Source organism: Mitsuokella sp. AF33-22 (genome assembly GCF_003475755.1).
Taxonomy (GTDB): domain Bacteria; phylum Bacillota; class Negativicutes; order Selenomonadales; family Selenomonadaceae; genus Mitsuokella.
Window position 1 is genome coordinate 79,281 of record NZ_QRQA01000012.1, and the last position, 15,360, is coordinate 94,640.

Here is a 15,360-nt window from a genome sequence, read left to right on the forward strand (position 1 = left end):
CATTCAGTCCTCAAAGCGTGCCGGCAGCGAAAATCCATGTCCATTGAGGTAATCAGCCGCACGCATGCGTTTCTTGCCCGGGGCCTGCAGCTCGAGGATTTCGAGCACGCCGTCACCCGTTGCGACCAGCAGCCCCTTTTTCTTGTCGGCCAGCAGCACCGTGCCCGGGAGAGCCTGGGTCGTTTCTGCCGTCCGTCTGGTACGCCATATCTTAAACTTCTTTCCTGATAAAAACGTGTAAGCGCCCGGCCAGGAATCGAGGCCGCGCACGAGGTTGTGGATATGAGAAGCGGCATCCTGCCAGTGGATGCGGCCTGTTTCCTTCGTGAGCATCGGCGCGTAATTGGACTCTCCGGTCTGCGGAATGCGCTGCAGGGTACCGTCTGACAATTTCTCCAGCGTCTCCATCAGGACCTTGGCGCCAAGCTCCATGAGCCCGTCATGAACTTCGGCGAGCGTCGTATCCGGACCGATTGGGAATTCCGCCTTCAGCAGCATATCGCCCGTATCGAGGCCGGCATCCATGAACATCGTCGTCACGCCGGTCTTCGTCTCGCCGTCAATGACGCACCACTGCATGGGGGCAGCACCGCGGTAACGCGGCAAAAGGGAGCCATGGACATTGATGCAGCCATACTTCGGGATATCGAGGATGCGCTGGGACAGAATCTGTCCAAAAGCCACGACGACCATGAGATCCGGATGCTGTTCCTCGAGGAAGGCCGTAAAGGACTCCTCCTTGATTTTCTGCGGCTGCCAGACTGGCAGTCCATGAGATTCCGCCCAGGCCTTGACCGGCGACGGCACGAGCTTCTGGCCGCGTCCGCGCGGCTTGTCGGGCTGTGTCACAACACCGATGACCTCACACGATGCATGCAGGGCAGCAAGGCAGGGTACGGCAAATTCCGGCGTTCCCATGAAAATCACACGAAATTTCTTCACGTCTGGTTCCTCCCGTGCAGGCTCGTCGCGATATCGATGAACAGCTGGCCATCGAGATGGTCGAGTTCATGCTGGATGCAGCGCGCCAAAAGCCCTGTGGCTGTAATATGCTGTTTCTTGCCGCGCCGGTTCAGGAATTCAACCTTGACCCTGGCCGAACGCTTCACTTCTCCATAAATCCCTGGAATGGACAAACATCCTTCCGTGTCGACATCCTCGCCTTCACGGAACGTGATGACCGGATTGATGAGTTCAATGAGACCGGTATCATCCTGGCAGTCGATGACGACAGCGCGGATGGCGCGCCCCACCTGGGGCGCAGCCAGTCCGACACCATCATTTTTATACATGGTTTCCGCCATGTCATCGAGCAGCTGCCGTAATTCCTTATTGATCTTTTCGACAGGAGCGCAGACCTCCTTGAGGACAGGCGCCCCGGCCTTGACAATTTCCATTACTGACATTTGCTTGTGGTGACTCCTTATGTGTAACTAAAACTTATGCTTTCTTCAAGCCGCCTGCCTTGACCATGATGGCCAGCGTGACATTGGCAGCTTTCTGCAGCGATTCCAGCGGCAGGTATTCAAACCGGCCATGGAAGTTGGCACCGCCCGTGAAGATGTTCGGGCAGGGCAGGCCGCGGAAGGACAGGCGTGCACCATCCGTGCCGCCGCGAATCGGTGCGACCTTCGGCTCGACGCCAGCAGCTTCCATCGCATCGTGAGCGAGCTCGACGATGTACATGTTGCCGTCAGCAATCTTCTCGAGCATGTTGTGGTAGATGTCGCGGTGCTCCACCTCTACGGTACCCTCACCGTATTTCTCGTTGAGGAACGCCGCCATCTTGTCGAGGTATGCCTTGCGCGCAGCAAAGTGCTCCTTGTCATGGTCGCGGATCAGCATGCCCATGGTGACTTCTTCGACACCGCCCTTGATCTTGTGCACATGGTAGAAGCCTTCATGGCCCTCCGTGTACTCCGGTTTCTCGCCAGCCGGCAGCATCATCTGCCACTCGGCTGCAATCGAGACGGCATTCTTCATCTTGCCCTTGCCCGAGCCCGTATGGACGCTGCGGCCATGGATGTGGATAGTCGGGTTGGCCGCATTGAAATTCTCGTATTCCAGGCCGCCGAGCTCGCCGCCATCGATCGTATAGGCAAAGTCCGCACCGAATTTCTCAACATCGAACAAGTTTGCACTGCGTCCGATCTCTTCATCAGGCGTAAAGCCCAGACGGATCTTGCCGTGTTTGATTTCCGGATGGTGCAGGAGGTATTCGGCCGCACTGACGATTGACGTGATGCCGGCCTTGTCATCAGCGCCCAACAGCGTCGTTCCATCCGTCATCATGATGTCCTGGCCCTTGTATTTCTCAATTTCCGGGAAATCCTTGACCGAGAAGACAATCTGCTTCTCCGGATTCAGGAGGATATCGCCGCCCTCATAGTGGATGATCTGCTCGTGGATATCGGCACCCGAAGCATCCGGGCTCGTATCCATATGTGCAATGAAGCCGACGACCGGCGCACCTTCCACACCATTGGCCGGCAGCGTGGCCATAATGTATCCGTTCTCGTCGAGCGTAACCTCCTCAAGACCGATGTTCTTGAGTTCCTCAGCCAGGTGCTTGGCCAGCACCAGCTGCTTGGCAGTTGACGGACACGACGCGCTGCTTTCATCCGATTGCGTATCAAAGGAGATGTAGTCGCGGAACCGTTTCACCAGAGTTTCCATTTCGATTTCCATTGCCATTGAAACCACCTCGTACTTTATATTGAATCATTTTCTCTTGACTCTGTCCGTGAGTCGTGCACAAAACCGGTCTGACCAACGGTATGAGTCACGATATAATTATAACAAAAGAACACAGAAGCGACAAGGCATCTCAGCTGCAGCGCCGTATCACTACACAGCGGACAGCAATTGGTTCCAACTAAAAAAGCGACAAATTGTACACAAGAAAAGGACCATCGTCCCCGCAAAATCTCAAGATACACACACAGAGGACAAAAGGGCATCAGCATCATGCGAATACAAGAGCACATTACTTTCTTAGAAAAAATGCTATGGCACAACGAAATTTCGCTGTCCATAGCATTTTACCAGATAAAGCTCAAACACTCAATGTTTTTGGGTCCAGGCCATAGATGCGAACAGCATTTTCATAAAACACCTCATGCCAATGTTCTTCCGGAATGATCTCCTTCGTGAACGCGATGTAGTCCCCGAGATTCGCGAGCGGCCAGTCTGTGCCAAACATGAAGCGGTCATACGAGTCGAGATACTCGAGCCAGCCCTTCAGGCGCTCGATGTAGAAGTGCTTCTTCTGCAGGAACGCTTCAAAATCGGGAATCTTGCCCTCGAGCAGGCCGGAAAGATCGGCCGCCACATTGGGATTCTTCTCGATGACAGCCGCTGCATCCGTAAACCACGGCTCGCCGAAATGGCACATGACGAACTGTACCTTGCGGAAGCGCGTCGCTGCTTCATCCATGACGAGCGGATGGCTGTATTTGAGGAGTGCCTGGTCCGTCGCCGTCAATCCCGTATGGACGGCCACCGGCTTCCGGTATTTCACGGCCAGCTCGTAGATTGGCGCCAGCCGCTCATCGTAGATATAGAACGAGCTGTACCCCGGATACAGCTTGATGCCACGGCAGCAGTCGCGCTGCAGATGCTGTTCCAGGAAAGGCAGCTGCGCTTCCAGATGCTCGAAGTCAAAGATCCTGCTGTCGAGCCCCACGCAGTACGAGAGGAACGGCGGGTAATCCGGCGAGACATCCTCCACAGGCAGGTTGCCCATAACGATGCCGTGAACGAGTCCGCGTGCACGATACTGCTCCAGCAGATGCTCGGCGCTGTTCTCGTGCTGGGCAGCCCTGGCAATCTGGTCAAAATAGGCATCCGCGCCGAAATGCAGATGCGCGTCGATGATTTTCATGATATCCCTCGCTTCAACTCAAAGGCGGGCAAACACCTCGCGGGCCAGATTTGCCATATAGCGGGCCGCTGGGCCGAGTGCCGCCGGATCCACATGGAACTTCGGATTGTGATTGGCCGGGGATTTGCCCGTGCCGACGAGCACGAACGCCCCAGGAATCTCCTCCTGATAATACGCAAAATCCTCACCGGCCAGATTGACGGGGGCCGGCTCCACCGTCAGGCCCTCCCTGCGTGCCTCTTCCGCTGCGAATTCCGTCCAGGACGGCGTGTTGTTCGTAGCCGGAGGTCCCGCATACCACGTGAGCTCCGCATGGCCGCCGAAGGAAGCGGCCTGCCCCTCCGCCAGCCCGTAGATGCGCTTCTTGATGAGCTTGCGGTCCTCAGCGGTCAGGCAGCGCACCGTGCCCTCGAGCCAGGCAGACTCGGGGATGACATTCCAGGTATTGCCGCTCTCGATATGCGTGATCGAGACGAGGCCCGGATGCGCGGGGTCGATGTTGCGCGAAACGATGCTCTGTGCCGCCGTGACGAAGCCTGCCGCCATGACGATGGGGTCGATGCCGCGTTCCGGATGTGCCGCATGCGTCCCCTTGCCATGGAACGTCACCGTGAATTTATCGACTGAAGCCGTCACGGCTCCTTCACGGATGCCGAGCGTGCCGACGTCGTAGAGCGGCGAGGTGTGCAGTCCGAAGATGGCCTGCACCTCCTTGAGCACGCCCGTCGCCATGACCTTGCGCGCACCGCCCGGAGCCTCCTCCGCCGGCTGGAAGATCAGATAGACCGTGCCTCGGAGCTCATTTTCCTGCTCCTTGAGCAGATACGCCGCACCGAGCACCGTGCTGATGTGGAAATCGTGACCGCAGGCATGCATGCGGCCCTCGTGCTCGGATGCATAGTCAAGGCCTGATTCTTCCTGTATCGGCAGTCCGTCGATATCGCAGCGCAGCGCGATAAAGGGGGCCTTGCCCGTGCCGACCTCTGCGACGAGTCCCGTCTTGAGCGGCAGGTCAAGGATTCTGATGTCAGCAGCCTCCAGATCCTGCCGCAGGCGCTTTGTCGTCTCAATCTCTTCATAGGAAAGTTCCGGATGACGATGGAACCAGTAAAATTCTTCGGTAATCTTATCGATGATTGCATTCTGCTGCATGAAAATCCCTCACTTTATCTCAGTCATTCATATTAACATAGTTTACTAGTATGTTTTACAGATATTGTAATATATCCACCGGGCGCTGTCAATAAGCATAGTGCCAAAAAGGAGCTGTGAACGGCGGGCCAAAAAGCCCGCCATCACAACTCCTTTGTTCATGCAGGATAAGATACCTTACTCAGCAAGCGGCTTCATCGTCGGGAAGAGCAGGACATCGCGGATGGACGGTGCGTCCGTCAGCAGCATGACGAGACGGTCGATGCCGATGCCCACGCCGCCCGTCGGCGGCAGGCCGTATTCCATAGCCGTGATGTAATCGCGGTCCATGACATGTGCCTCATCATCGCCGGCCTCGCGCTGCTTGAGCTGATCGAGGAAGCGGCCTTCCTGATCGATTGGATCATTAAGCTCCGTGAAGCCATTGGCCAGTTCGCGGCCATAGATGAAGAACTCAAAGCGGTCCGTGATGCGCGGATCTTCCGGATTGCGCTTGGCAAGCGGCGAGATTTCCGTCGGATGGCCCGTGATGAACGTCGGCTGCATCAGAGTCTCCTCGACTTTCTCCTCGAATGCCTGGTTGAGGATGCCGCCGATGCCATGGCGCTGCTCGTACGGAACGCCGATCTCGTCAGCCATCCTGCGGGCCTCTTCCACCGTCTCACACGAGAGGAAGTCCTTGCCCGTCGCTTCCTTGACGGCATCATTCATGCTGATGCGCTTGACCTTCGAGAGGTCGATCTCGACGCCCTGGTAATTGATGACCGGCGTGCCGAGTACGGATTTTGCCGCATTGACGACAATGCCTTCCGTGATGTCCATCATGTCCGTGTAGTCTGCATAGGCCTGATAGAACTCAATCGTCGTGAATTCCGGGTTGTGGCGCACATCCATGCCCTCGTTGCGGAAGACGCGGCCCATCTCATAGACGCGGTCAAAGCCGCCGATGACGAGGCGCTTGAGGTTGAGCTCCGTCGCGATGCGCAGATAGAGGTCGATGTCGAGTGCATTGTGGTGCGTGACGAACGGACGTGCCGCAGCGCCGCCGGCGATCGTCGAGAGCACTGGCGTCTCAACTTCGAGATAATCACGGTCATCGAGATACTGACGGATGGACTGAATGATCTTCGTGCGCTTGCGGAAGGTATCGCGTACCTCCGGATTCATGATGAGGTCGAGGTAGCGCTGGCGATAGCGGATGTCGACATCCTGCAGGCCATGGAACTTCTCCGGCAGCGGACGCAGCGATTTCGAGAGCAGATCAAAATCCTCGACGCGGACCGTCACCTCGCCGCGATGCGTCTTGAACACCACGCCGCGAATGCCGACGATATCGCCAATATCGAGTTTGCGGAACTGATTCTTGTACTTGTCCTCGCCGAGCACATCGATCTTGAAATAGACCTGGATATTGCCCGTGCGGTCGTTGAGCGTACAGAACGAAGCCTTGCCGTGGCCGCGGATGGCCATCAGGCGGCCTGCAATGCGTACCTCATCGCCTTCTTCATCGCCCTCGAGATGCGCATACTTCTCCTTGATGGGCTCTGCATAAGCCGTGACCTCATAACGATGGCCAAACGGCGGCACGCCCATGGCGCGAAACTCTTCCATCTTCTCGCGGCGGACCTTCATCATCTCATTGAGGTCCTCCACAGGGGCCTGCTGCCCCTTCTTCTGCTTATCTGCCATGCTTGCTTTACTCCAATCTCTGCGGGAGTCTTATCCCTTGATATCGATAATCTCGTACTTGATGATGCCGGCCGGTGCATGCACATCGACGACACTGCCCTTTTTCTGGCCGAGCAGAGCCTGTCCGAGCGGCGATTCATTGGAAATCTTGCCCTCGTCCGGATCTGCCTCCGTCGAACCGACGAGCATGAACGTATCCTCGTCGTCGAACTCGAGGTCCTTGACCGTTACGCTGCTGCCCATCTGGACGACATCGCCGGCACCAGCCTTGATGATGTGCGAATTGCGGATCTTCGCCTCGAGATCCTGGATCTCGCCTTCGAGGAATGCCTGCTCATTCTTGGCATCATCGTACTCGGAGTTCTCCGAAAGGTCGCCGAGGGCAATGGCTGCCTTCAGGCGCTGTGCAATCTCAATGCGCTTGACGCTCTTGAGATAATTGAGCTTTTCTACGAGTTTATTATAGCCGTCTTCGGTCAGCATGACCTTTTTGTCTGCCATGATAAAACGCCCCTTTTTATGTTCAGTTTAACTTATTCATTATACGTTTCTTTCCCGCGGCTGTCAATCAGGGCCAGCTTGGCCGCACGGGTCAGGTGCTTGATGCCGGCTTCGCGGGAGAGCGCTTCCTCTTTCGTCGCGAAGCACTCGAAATAAACGAGGCGCACCGGACGGCGCGAGCGCGTGTACTTGGCGCCCCGGCCCGCATTATGAGCCGCGACGCGCCGCTTGAGGTCATTCGTCCACCCCGTATAGAGACTGCCATCTGCGCACTCAACCATATAGGTATACGCTTCCGGCATCGGTCATTCTGCTTCCTGGATCTTGATTGTCTTGATGACGACATCCTCGAGCGGACGATCGGCAAAATCCGTCTCCACATGACCGATCTTGCGAACGACATCCATGCCCTTGACGACCTTGCCGAAGATCGTATGGTGGCCATTGAGCCACGGCGTCTTGTCGAGCGTGATGAAGAACTGGCTGCCGCCCGTATGAGGCATGCCCGTGTTCGCCATGGCCAGGATGCCCTCGCCCGTGAAGCGCAGGCTGTCGACAAACTCATCCTCGATCGTATAGCCGGGGCCGCCCGTGCCCGTGCCCGTCGGATCGCCGCCCTGGATCATGAAGCCATCGATGACGCGGTGGAAGATGACGCCGTCATAGAAGCCCTTCTGTGCAAGGTCGATGAAATTCTTCGTCGTGATCGGCGTCTGATCCTCAAAAAGCTCGATTTCAAAATTTCCCTGGTTCGTCTCAAATACTGCAATGCGATTTGCCATGTGTTTCTCTCCTCCATTGGCTGATGATGTTGTGTTACTGTTTCCTGCCGCCAGGCAGCTTCCCGTCAGGAGAAGCGTCAATGCCAGCAGCATCATAAGCATCTTCTTCATTCTACCCCATCTCCTCCTGTCATTTCAATAGCCTGCCATCACGCAGCACATTCTTTTCCCCGGGCTCACGCGGCGACCAGACCGGCACCTCATGGCCAGGACGGAAAAAACCTGCCGGCGGCTGCCAGGCCGGATATCCCACGGAATGCATCGTCACGAGTGCACCGATATCCGTTTCCGCGCAGAATTCCTTCGCGCCCTTGTCGAGCTGCTCACCGAGGCGTCCGTCCACCGGGAAGAACGCAACGTCGGCCTGCAGGCCCTGCAGCTTCTTCATCTGTTTGCGGAAAGCATTCTCAGCGAGTTTCCGTGTCTCGCGGTCTTCGCCATCCCAATCCCACCAGTTGAAATCCCCGGCATGGAAGATGCGAACGCCCTGCTGCTTGAGCGTCACGAGAAAGGAGACACCCGTATCCGTCGAATCAAAGGATTCAACCGACAGGTCCTCATCCTCCCAATGACTGTAAGTATCCAGGAACTGCACCTTATCCTGCGGAAAGGCGCGCACGCGCTTCGTATGGCGGATATCGTAACCGAAGATGTACTGGTTCACGGCATCGGCGTAGAGCCCGATGTGCGGGTCAAAGTGATCGAAATGTGCATGTGAGGCAAAGACGTAGAGCTGGTCAAAGTCATCGGCTGCCACAGCCTCGTCCACGGCATGGCTCGGGTCCTTGTAATCGTCAAAGACCAGCAGAACGCGGCCCACACGCACGAGAAAACCGCTGTTGAGCAAATAGGTCATCGAAATATCCATCTGTATCTTATCACCTCATCTTGCTGTCCTGCCATCCGTGCAAAGCGTTCCGGCAGCAGATGGCTCACCCGCCGTGACAGATTCCGCATCGTCACGGTCAGTTATTTCCATTATACTGGATATGGACGAATATTGCACGACAATTGATGCATCCTGTCCATGCATGGCTCATCATCTCCGCCGGGGTACCGTGAGATTCCTGCAGTAGAACCAGTAAATGACGAGCAGCAGGACAACCGTCACGGCCCAGCTGATCGGATACGAGAGCATGATGATGAAGAACGTCGGCACGGCCGCAAACGCCGTATAGATCCAGCCGATGCGAACGCCGCAGATCGTGAGCATCATCAGGAGCGCCGGCGGCAGCGAATGGCCGTAGCCGCGCATGGCACCTGAAAGGATCTCGATGAAAACGTAAATGAAATAGAAGCCGACGATGTAATACAGACGAATCTTCCCAACTTCTACGACAGCCGGATCATCATTGAAGCAGCGCAGCAGCGGTTCGGCAAAGACGCAGGCCAGGACGGAAAAGCCGACAATCGTGACCATCGCGATGAAAAGGCCCGTGCGCGTCGCCGCGCGGCAGCGCGCGAGATTCCCCGCACTGTAATTCTGGCTCACGAAGGTCGTCACGGCCTGCCCGAACCCCACGAGGAACACGTATATATTGATCTCGATGACAAAAGCAGCCGCCGAAGCCGCCATGACCACGGCACCAAGGCTGTTGATGGCTGCCTGAATGACGAGATTGGACAGCGAGAAGACCATGCCCTGCACGCCTGCCGGCAGCCCGATGCGCAGGATCTCCCGTGCGTCGGCCGCATTCAGGGACAGAGCCCGCGGCATCAGCCGCAGGACACCATGCGCACGGCAGAGCGCCCGGAAGAGCAGCACAGCGCTTACATAATTGGCAAGCGTTGTGGCCAGGGCCACACCGAAAATACCCCAGTCGAGCAGCAGCACGGCCAAAAGATTCAGCACGATATTGAGTATGCTGGCCACGGCCAAGGCATACAGCGGCGTCCGTGTATCTCCGCGGCTGCGGAAAATCGCAGACTCAAAATTGTAAAGGCCGATGGCCGGCAGCCCGAGGAGATAGACGCGCAAATACAGCTCGGCAGAGGGCATGACCGTGTCCGGTACCGCGAGCCACTCGAGCATCGGCACGGCAATCGCTTCGCCAAGCAGGGCCACGAGTACGCCGAAGATCAAAGCCAGCAGAAAAGATGTATGCACGGCCTGCGTCGTACGCCTAAAATCCCTGGCCCCGATGCATCGTGCAATGACCACGTTTGCACCGAGGGAAACGCCGATGAACAGATTGACGAGCAGACCGATGACCGGCGAGTTGTTCCCGACGGCTGCCAGCGCTTCCGTACTCACGAAATGGCCGAGGGTCAGGACATCCGCCGTGTTGAAAAGCTGCTGCAGGATGCCGGTCAGCGCGAGCGGCAGCGTAAAGGCAAAAAGAGGGCCAGCCAGCGGCCCATGCAGCATATCGATGGTATGACTCCTGCTCATGACGATCCCTTTCATCCGATTGCTTGAGAGATTCTGCAAAAACTACTTTTATGATACCATCATCACCATACACTGACAATGATTTCCTCTCTGTGATGGCACCATGACGAAAACGCTCCATTATTGTATACTAAGGGTATGGCAGGATAATCTGTCCCGTTTCAGCTCCTATCTCAGAGCGTCAATAATAAATTGAAAGGATATCGTCATGAATGGAACCGCCACCGCAATCGTCAGCAGGAGCAGCCTGCTTCACGCTATCTTCGCCATCCTCACGCTTCTCTGTCTGCTGTCCGCCGACGTGCAGGCAGCAGCCCCCGGCGCCTGGCGCCTCGATGCCGCCCCGGCTCAGGTGAGACCTCGCAATTTCCGCAGTGATGCGCAGCTGAAAATTGCCGGCGGCAATCAGCCGACGCCGGAAACACTGAAAAATCTGCGGCAGGAACTCGGCCTCCCTATCAGCACGCCATTATGGATCATCGATCTCCGTCAGGAATCACACGGCTTCCTGAACGGCACGGCCGTAAGCTGGCACACGGAGCGAAATGCAGCCAATCGCGGCCTCGGCGCGTCGGAAGTGGAAACACGCGAGATCCATCAGCTCGCAGCGGCCATGCAGACCTCTGTCATCGCCATGCCGATGGGCAGGGCCGACCAGATCGCGATTGCCGCTCCGTTCGCCGGCACAATCAGCAACTGGGAAACAGAACGCCACCTCGCCCGTTCTCTCGGCTGCGGCTACGAACGCTTTGCAGCCACGGATATGAGCTGGCCCGAGCCGCAGGCCATCGATGACTTCGTCGCCTTCTACCGCAGCCTGCCCCGGGAGCACGGCTGGCTCTTCTTCCACTGCCAGGCCGGACAAGGGCGCACGACGACCTTCATGACCTTATACGAGCTGCTGGAACAGCCGGACCATTCCGCCGCAGAAGCCGCCACGCATCAAAAAGCCCTCGGCGGCGCCGACCTCGTGCAAGCCGGCTATCTGCCATGGCTTGAGAAGTTCCACACATACGTCAGAGACAATCGCGACCAAGATTTTATGACGAGCTGGAGCCGTTGGCTTGCACAGCCATCCCCGTCAGCACAATAAAAACAGACCACATATAAGAAAAGCAGGCAGCTTCAATTTGCTGCCTGCTTTTCCTGTTTTGCGCGTTTGCGCTGATCCCGCCGTTCCTTGAAGAAACGCTTCATGATGTCTGCGCACTCCTGCTGCAGGACACCGGCTGTCATCTCCGGGCGGTGATTGAGCGTCGGATTCCCGGGAATATTGAATACCGATTCGCAGGCTCCGGCCCTCGCATCGGTGCTGCCGTAAACCACGCGGTCGACACGGCTCATGACAATGGCCCCCGCACACATCGGACACGGCTCAATCGTCACATAGAGCGTAAGCCCCGAAAGTCGCCAGCGGCCCTGCTTTTCGCAGGCCTCACGTATCGCGATCATCTCGGCATGCGCCGTGGCGTCGTGCCAGACTTCGCGCATATTGTGGCCACGCGCAACGACCTCACCGTCCGCATCGACAAGCACCGCACCAATCGGCACCTCGCCGAGATCATACGCCTCCTGCGCCTCCTCAAGCGCCATCCTCATATAATCTGCATCTTCTCGCATGACCATCCCCCGTTCCTCAAATACAGATTTTCATCTTTATTATATCATAGGGCATGTCATTCACAAAACGCCATAAAAACAGCAAAAATCGGCGCACAGATCCATACGCCGATTTTTGCTGTTTCGCAATAGAGAGGGAGTTATCCACGCGAAGTTACTGCAATAGGGATTATCTGAGTTCCGATTTTGGGTATTCAAACGTATATCCCACGCCAAAATGAAGCAGATATTCTTCATGACCGGCAACCGGTATCCAGTAGCCATAGGCCTGTCCTAAGGGGGTCTCATAAGTGATGTAAACGGCTTTTTTCTCATCTGCTGCTTTGTTGCAGAGACAGCCGCGATGTGGTTCTGTACCGATTTGAGAGCATTTCATCTCCGTATTAAGTCCCATCGACGCCGCTTTCTTGTTGACAGCGTAAATCTGACGGCTCTTCTGGATGAGCATGACGGGTTCGGGGAAATTGTCCCACATCATGTGAAATGCATCGATTACATTCTGGTTTTCCATTGCTTTTGCACCTCAATCTGCTTCATTTGGGAGTTAGAGACAGCCTGGGGATTCGGCTGTGCGATGTGTCTGTATCCTGTTTATTTCTTCAGGACGAAGGCGCTCTTCGGCTGGCCGCAGATTGGGCAGACGTAGGAATCATCTTCGGCGTTGATGTCGCCGACATGCTCATAGCCGCAGACCGGACAGACATAGACCTTCTGGCCAGCCGGTACTTCTGCATTCTTCTGGTACTTGTCGAGCAGCTTCTGCAGGCGGACGCCATGGCCGCCTTCCTGACGAGCGAATACTTCCATCTGATCAGCTGCCTCAGCATGACCAGCAGCACGGACCTGGTCGGCGAGTGCCTTAATCTGTGCTTCGCCGTTCGTCTCAGCTTTCTGGATGCCGCGTACGAGGCCCCAGAAATCCGATGGATACTTGCCGCCCAGGACAGCATAAAAGCCAGCATGGACAGCCTCTTCATTGGCAGCCTCGATGAAGCTCTTTGCCGCATCCTCAAGGCCCTGCTCACGTGCGAGCTGTGCCAGCGCATAGTACATCATGACACCATTGGCCTCGCCCTGCATCAGACTCTTAATCATACCCTCGAGTTCCGTACCTTTCACGATTCCATTCAAGCTCATCGTTCTCCTCCTATATCATACACAATATCTACATATTTGCCGTTAATCGGTATGGTTTAATTATATTTTATCAAATAGATTTTGTCAAACATAATTTTAAAAAATTTTATTTAAACTGTGCAAGAAAATCTGTTATAATAAAAGGAATCATAGGATACGAATAAGAATTTATGTTGTCAATTACAGAAAGGATGGTCACATGACCCACCCACATGAAGATGATTTACTCTTGCTCGATAAGCAGCTCTGCTTTCCCATATATGCCTGTGCCCGCAAGATCGTGGCGGCGTATCATCCCTTTCTCAAGGCCATCGGACTGACTTATACGCAATATGTGACCATGATGGTGCTCTGGGAAAAGAAGACGATATCCGTGCGTGACCTTGGACATCGTCTCTACCTGGATTCCGGCACGTTGACGCCCGTACTCAAGAAACTCGAGCAGCTCGGCTACATTGAACGCCGGCGCAGCGCCGAGGACGAGCGCGTCGTCAATGCCATCCTGACAAAAGACGGTATGGCGCTCAAGGAACAGGCCAAGAACGTGCCGAAGCAGATGGGCTGTCATCTGGCCGAAGCAGGAGTCATTCTCTCCCCCGACGAGATTGAAACCATGAAAGCAGAACTCTATAAGATTCTGCAGGGGCTGCGCTGAAAAGCACCAATCCCTTAGACAAAAAAGGGGCTGTGAAATAACAGATCCCCAAAAACAAGAGGGCCGCATGCTCATTGAGCATGCGGCCCTCTTTGTGGTAAAATTTTCTATATCCCACTATGGAAAAGATTACCACATATCATTCTAAAACAACGCAAGGCATTTTGCCAGTGTTTATTTCGGATTATCTGGATATCTGTGATCCTGTGCTGGTTTTTGACCGATTCATGGAGGGAATCAATTTGGAGAAGTACCTGAAGGCTGTGCCAGCTCACTGCACTGGCCGTCTTCGGTACGACCCGGTCAGCATGTTGAAAACAGTCTTATTCGGATTCATGAAGTACGGCTACATCTCACTGCGCGAGCTCGAGGACAATTGCCGTGTCAACCTTCGTTTCATGTATCTCATGAAGCACGAGACCCCATCTTACCGGACGTTCGGCTATTTCATCCACGATGTGCTCCAGACTTCCGTGGAAGAGCTGTTCTATGATCTCAACCGCAAGATATTTGCAGAGGAGCATGTCGACCTCAACCACCTGTACATTGACGGCTCGAAGTTCGAGGCAAATGCAAATAAATATCAATGGGTGTGGAAGAAGGCCACAGAGAAATCGCGTTACCGCTTGTTTGCAAAGATAACCGCACTGTTTGAAGAACTCAATGCGGAACTGGCTCCCAGCGGCATTGCCATCCCTACAAACACGGAATACGCCCCAGAGTATCTGGCCGAGGTGCTGAAGCAATACACTGCTTTCTGGAAGCTCGATGAAGCAGACTTCGTCCACGGGCGCGGACACCACAAGAGCCCGCAGCAACGGCATTACGAGCGGCTTCGGGAATATATGAGTAAGCTGGACGAGTACACCGAGAAACTGCAGATCTGCTGTGACGGACGGAACAGCTATGCCAAGACGGACCACTCAGCCACATTCATGCGAGTCAAGCAGGACTATATGGGAAACGGGCGTCTGCTACCTGCTTACAACGTCCAATTCGGTATTGCCGATGAGTATATCGCTGTTGCAGATGTGAACCATTACCGCTCAGATATGGACTGCTTCATCCCGTTGATGGAGAAGTTCCACGAGACGTATGGCTTCTACCCAAAATATCCCGTAGCGGATGCCGGGTACGGTTCATTCAACAATTACATCTATTGCGAGCAGCATGGGATGGAGAAATACATGAAGTTCCCCATGTACAAGAAAGAACTGACAGATAAGGCATACCGGCAGAATCCATACCGCGCCGTGAACTTCAGGATTGACGAGACTGGCACTCTGCGCTGCCCCAATGGACGAGCCTTCCGTTTCCTGTATCGCCAAAATGTGAGAGGGAACCATTTTGGCCGCCAGGAGGAAGTCTACCAATGCGAGGACTGTACGGGCTGCCCCTGTGCATCTGACTGCAAGCGGACAGACCGGAACAGGACCATCCGGATAAACCGAGAACTGACCGCCATGCACCAAGAGGTTGTGGATAACCTGAACAGTATCCAGGGAGCGTTGTTGCGGATGAACCGCTCAATCCAAGCAGAGGGAACATT

17 protein-coding genes are annotated in these 15,360 nt (G+C 55.4%); 3 read left to right on the top strand and 14 right to left on the bottom strand.

Annotated features, from left to right (window positions below):
- Nucleotides 1–3: 3 nt before the first annotated feature.
- The 11 genes from fmt to DWZ54_RS08910 form a co-directional block, all read right to left on the bottom strand.
- Nucleotides 4–942 (bottom strand): methionyl-tRNA formyltransferase, encoded by a 939-nt coding sequence (gene fmt, locus DWZ54_RS08860; RefSeq protein WP_118013924.1) that lies wholly within the window; start codon nt 940–942, stop codon nt 4–6.
- Nucleotides 939–1,406: a peptide deformylase gene (gene def, locus DWZ54_RS08865; protein ID WP_118013922.1), complete on the bottom strand. Its 468-nt coding sequence runs from the start codon at nt 1,404–1,406 to the stop codon at nt 939–941. Before def ends, fmt begins: the two co-directional genes overlap by 4 nt.
- Nucleotides 1,407–1,440: 34 nt before the next feature.
- The gene (gene pepT / locus DWZ54_RS08870) at nt 1,441–2,688 is read right to left on the bottom strand and encodes a peptidase T (RefSeq protein WP_118475645.1); all 1,248 of its coding nucleotides are present in this window, start codon (nt 2,686–2,688) and stop codon (nt 1,441–1,443) included.
- A gap of 367 nt (nt 2,689–3,055) precedes the next feature.
- A complete protein-coding gene (locus DWZ54_RS08875; protein WP_118475647.1) occupies nt 3,056–3,883 on the bottom strand; it encodes an amidohydrolase family protein in 828 nt (275 codons plus the stop codon).
- Nucleotides 3,884–3,901: 18 nt separating this feature from the next.
- The gene (locus DWZ54_RS08880) at nt 3,902–5,035 is read right to left on the bottom strand and encodes an amidohydrolase (RefSeq protein ID WP_118475649.1); all 1,134 of its coding nucleotides are present in this window, start codon (nt 5,033–5,035) and stop codon (nt 3,902–3,904) included.
- A 177-nt stretch (nt 5,036–5,212) separates the two neighbouring features.
- Nucleotides 5,213–6,724: a lysine--tRNA ligase gene (gene lysS, locus DWZ54_RS08885; RefSeq protein ID WP_118475651.1), complete on the bottom strand. Its 1,512-nt coding sequence runs from the start codon at nt 6,722–6,724 to the stop codon at nt 5,213–5,215.
- Between the two features lie 30 nt (nt 6,725–6,754).
- A complete protein-coding gene (greA, locus tag DWZ54_RS08890; RefSeq protein ID WP_118013912.1) occupies nt 6,755–7,225 on the bottom strand; it encodes a transcription elongation factor GreA in 471 nt (156 codons plus the stop codon).
- A 32-nt stretch (nt 7,226–7,257) separates the two neighbouring features.
- Nucleotides 7,258–7,527 carry a GIY-YIG nuclease family protein gene (locus DWZ54_RS08895; protein WP_118475653.1) on the bottom strand — a complete coding sequence of 90 codons (270 nt, stop codon included), beginning with the start codon at nt 7,525–7,527 and terminating at the stop codon, nt 7,258–7,260.
- Between the two features lie 3 nt (nt 7,528–7,530).
- On the bottom strand, nt 7,531–8,118 hold the full coding sequence (locus tag DWZ54_RS08900) for a peptidylprolyl isomerase (protein ID WP_118475655.1): 588 nt from the start codon (nt 8,116–8,118) through the stop codon (nt 7,531–7,533).
- Between the two features lie 19 nt (nt 8,119–8,137).
- Complete coding sequence (locus DWZ54_RS08905; RefSeq protein WP_233541666.1) at nt 8,138–8,863, bottom strand: MBL fold metallo-hydrolase; 726 nt, start codon at nt 8,861–8,863, stop codon at nt 8,138–8,140.
- Between the two features lie 183 nt (nt 8,864–9,046).
- The gene (locus tag DWZ54_RS08910) at nt 9,047–10,399 is read right to left on the bottom strand and encodes an MATE family efflux transporter (protein WP_118475659.1); all 1,353 of its coding nucleotides are present in this window, start codon (nt 10,397–10,399) and stop codon (nt 9,047–9,049) included.
- 208 nt (nt 10,400–10,607) lie between these two features.
- Between DWZ54_RS08910 and DWZ54_RS08915 the strand changes: the two genes are divergently transcribed.
- Nucleotides 10,608–11,492 (top strand): hypothetical protein, encoded by an 885-nt coding sequence (locus tag DWZ54_RS08915; protein WP_118475661.1) that lies wholly within the window; start codon nt 10,608–10,610, stop codon nt 11,490–11,492.
- Nucleotides 11,493–11,524: 32 nt separating this feature from the next.
- Here DWZ54_RS08915 and tadA read toward each other — a convergent pair whose 3' ends face one another.
- From tadA to DWZ54_RS08930, 3 genes are all read right to left on the bottom strand, one after another.
- Nucleotides 11,525–12,019, bottom strand: a complete 495-nt coding sequence (tadA, locus tag DWZ54_RS08920; RefSeq protein ID WP_118475675.1) for a tRNA adenosine(34) deaminase TadA — start codon at nt 12,017–12,019, stop codon at nt 11,525–11,527.
- A 169-nt stretch (nt 12,020–12,188) separates the two neighbouring features.
- On the bottom strand, nt 12,189–12,530 hold the full coding sequence (locus DWZ54_RS08925; protein WP_118475663.1) for a hypothetical protein: 342 nt from the start codon (nt 12,528–12,530) through the stop codon (nt 12,189–12,191).
- Between the two features lie 80 nt (nt 12,531–12,610).
- Nucleotides 12,611–13,156 (bottom strand): rubrerythrin family protein, encoded by a 546-nt coding sequence (locus tag DWZ54_RS08930; protein WP_118475665.1) that lies wholly within the window; start codon nt 13,154–13,156, stop codon nt 12,611–12,613.
- Nucleotides 13,157–13,355: 199 nt separating this feature from the next.
- Here DWZ54_RS08930 and DWZ54_RS08935 point away from each other — a divergent pair, with 199 nt between their 5' ends.
- Complete coding sequence (locus tag DWZ54_RS08935) at nt 13,356–13,811, top strand: MarR family winged helix-turn-helix transcriptional regulator (RefSeq protein WP_118475667.1); 456 nt, start codon at nt 13,356–13,358, stop codon at nt 13,809–13,811.
- 242 nt (nt 13,812–14,053) lie between these two features.
- A partial coding sequence (locus DWZ54_RS08940) for a transposase (RefSeq protein ID WP_233541667.1) occupies nt 14,054–15,360 on the top strand: 1,307 nt, incomplete at its 3' end.

Coding starts and splice junctions, on each gene's coding strand:
- DWZ54_RS08925 (WP_118475663.1), bottom strand. CDS start 12,530: ATGGAAAACCAGAATGTAATCGATGCATTTCACATGATGTGGGACAAT.
- DWZ54_RS08880 (WP_118475649.1), bottom strand. CDS start 5,035: ATGCAGCAGAATGCAATCATCGATAAGATTACCGAAGAATTTTACTGG.
- def (WP_118013922.1), bottom strand. CDS start 1,406: ATGTCAGTAATGGAAATTGTCAAGGCCGGGGCGCCTGTCCTCAAGGAG.
- greA (WP_118013912.1), bottom strand. CDS start 7,225: ATGGCAGACAAAAAGGTCATGCTGACCGAAGACGGCTATAATAAACTC.
- tadA (WP_118475675.1), bottom strand. CDS start 12,019: ATGCGAGAAGATGCAGATTATATGAGGATGGCGCTTGAGGAGGCGCAG.
- DWZ54_RS08915 (WP_118475661.1), top strand. CDS start 10,608: ATGAATGGAACCGCCACCGCAATCGTCAGCAGGAGCAGCCTGCTTCAC.
- DWZ54_RS08930 (WP_118475665.1), bottom strand. CDS start 13,156: ATGAGCTTGAATGGAATCGTGAAAGGTACGGAACTCGAGGGTATGATT.
- DWZ54_RS08935 (WP_118475667.1), top strand. CDS start 13,356: ATGACCCACCCACATGAAGATGATTTACTCTTGCTCGATAAGCAGCTC.
- DWZ54_RS08900 (WP_118475655.1), bottom strand. CDS start 8,118: ATGAAGAAGATGCTTATGATGCTGCTGGCATTGACGCTTCTCCTGACG.
- DWZ54_RS08895 (WP_118475653.1), bottom strand. CDS start 7,527: ATGCCGGAAGCGTATACCTATATGGTTGAGTGCGCAGATGGCAGTCTC.
- pepT (WP_118475645.1), bottom strand. CDS start 2,688: ATGGAAATCGAAATGGAAACTCTGGTGAAACGGTTCCGCGACTACATC.
- DWZ54_RS08905 (WP_233541666.1), bottom strand. CDS start 8,863: ATGACCTATTTGCTCAACAGCGGTTTTCTCGTGCGTGTGGGCCGCGTT.
- lysS (WP_118475651.1), bottom strand. CDS start 6,724: ATGGCAGATAAGCAGAAGAAGGGGCAGCAGGCCCCTGTGGAGGACCTC.
- DWZ54_RS08875 (WP_118475647.1), bottom strand. CDS start 3,883: ATGAAAATCATCGACGCGCATCTGCATTTCGGCGCGGATGCCTATTTT.
- DWZ54_RS08910 (WP_118475659.1), bottom strand. CDS start 10,399: ATGAGCAGGAGTCATACCATCGATATGCTGCATGGGCCGCTGGCTGGC.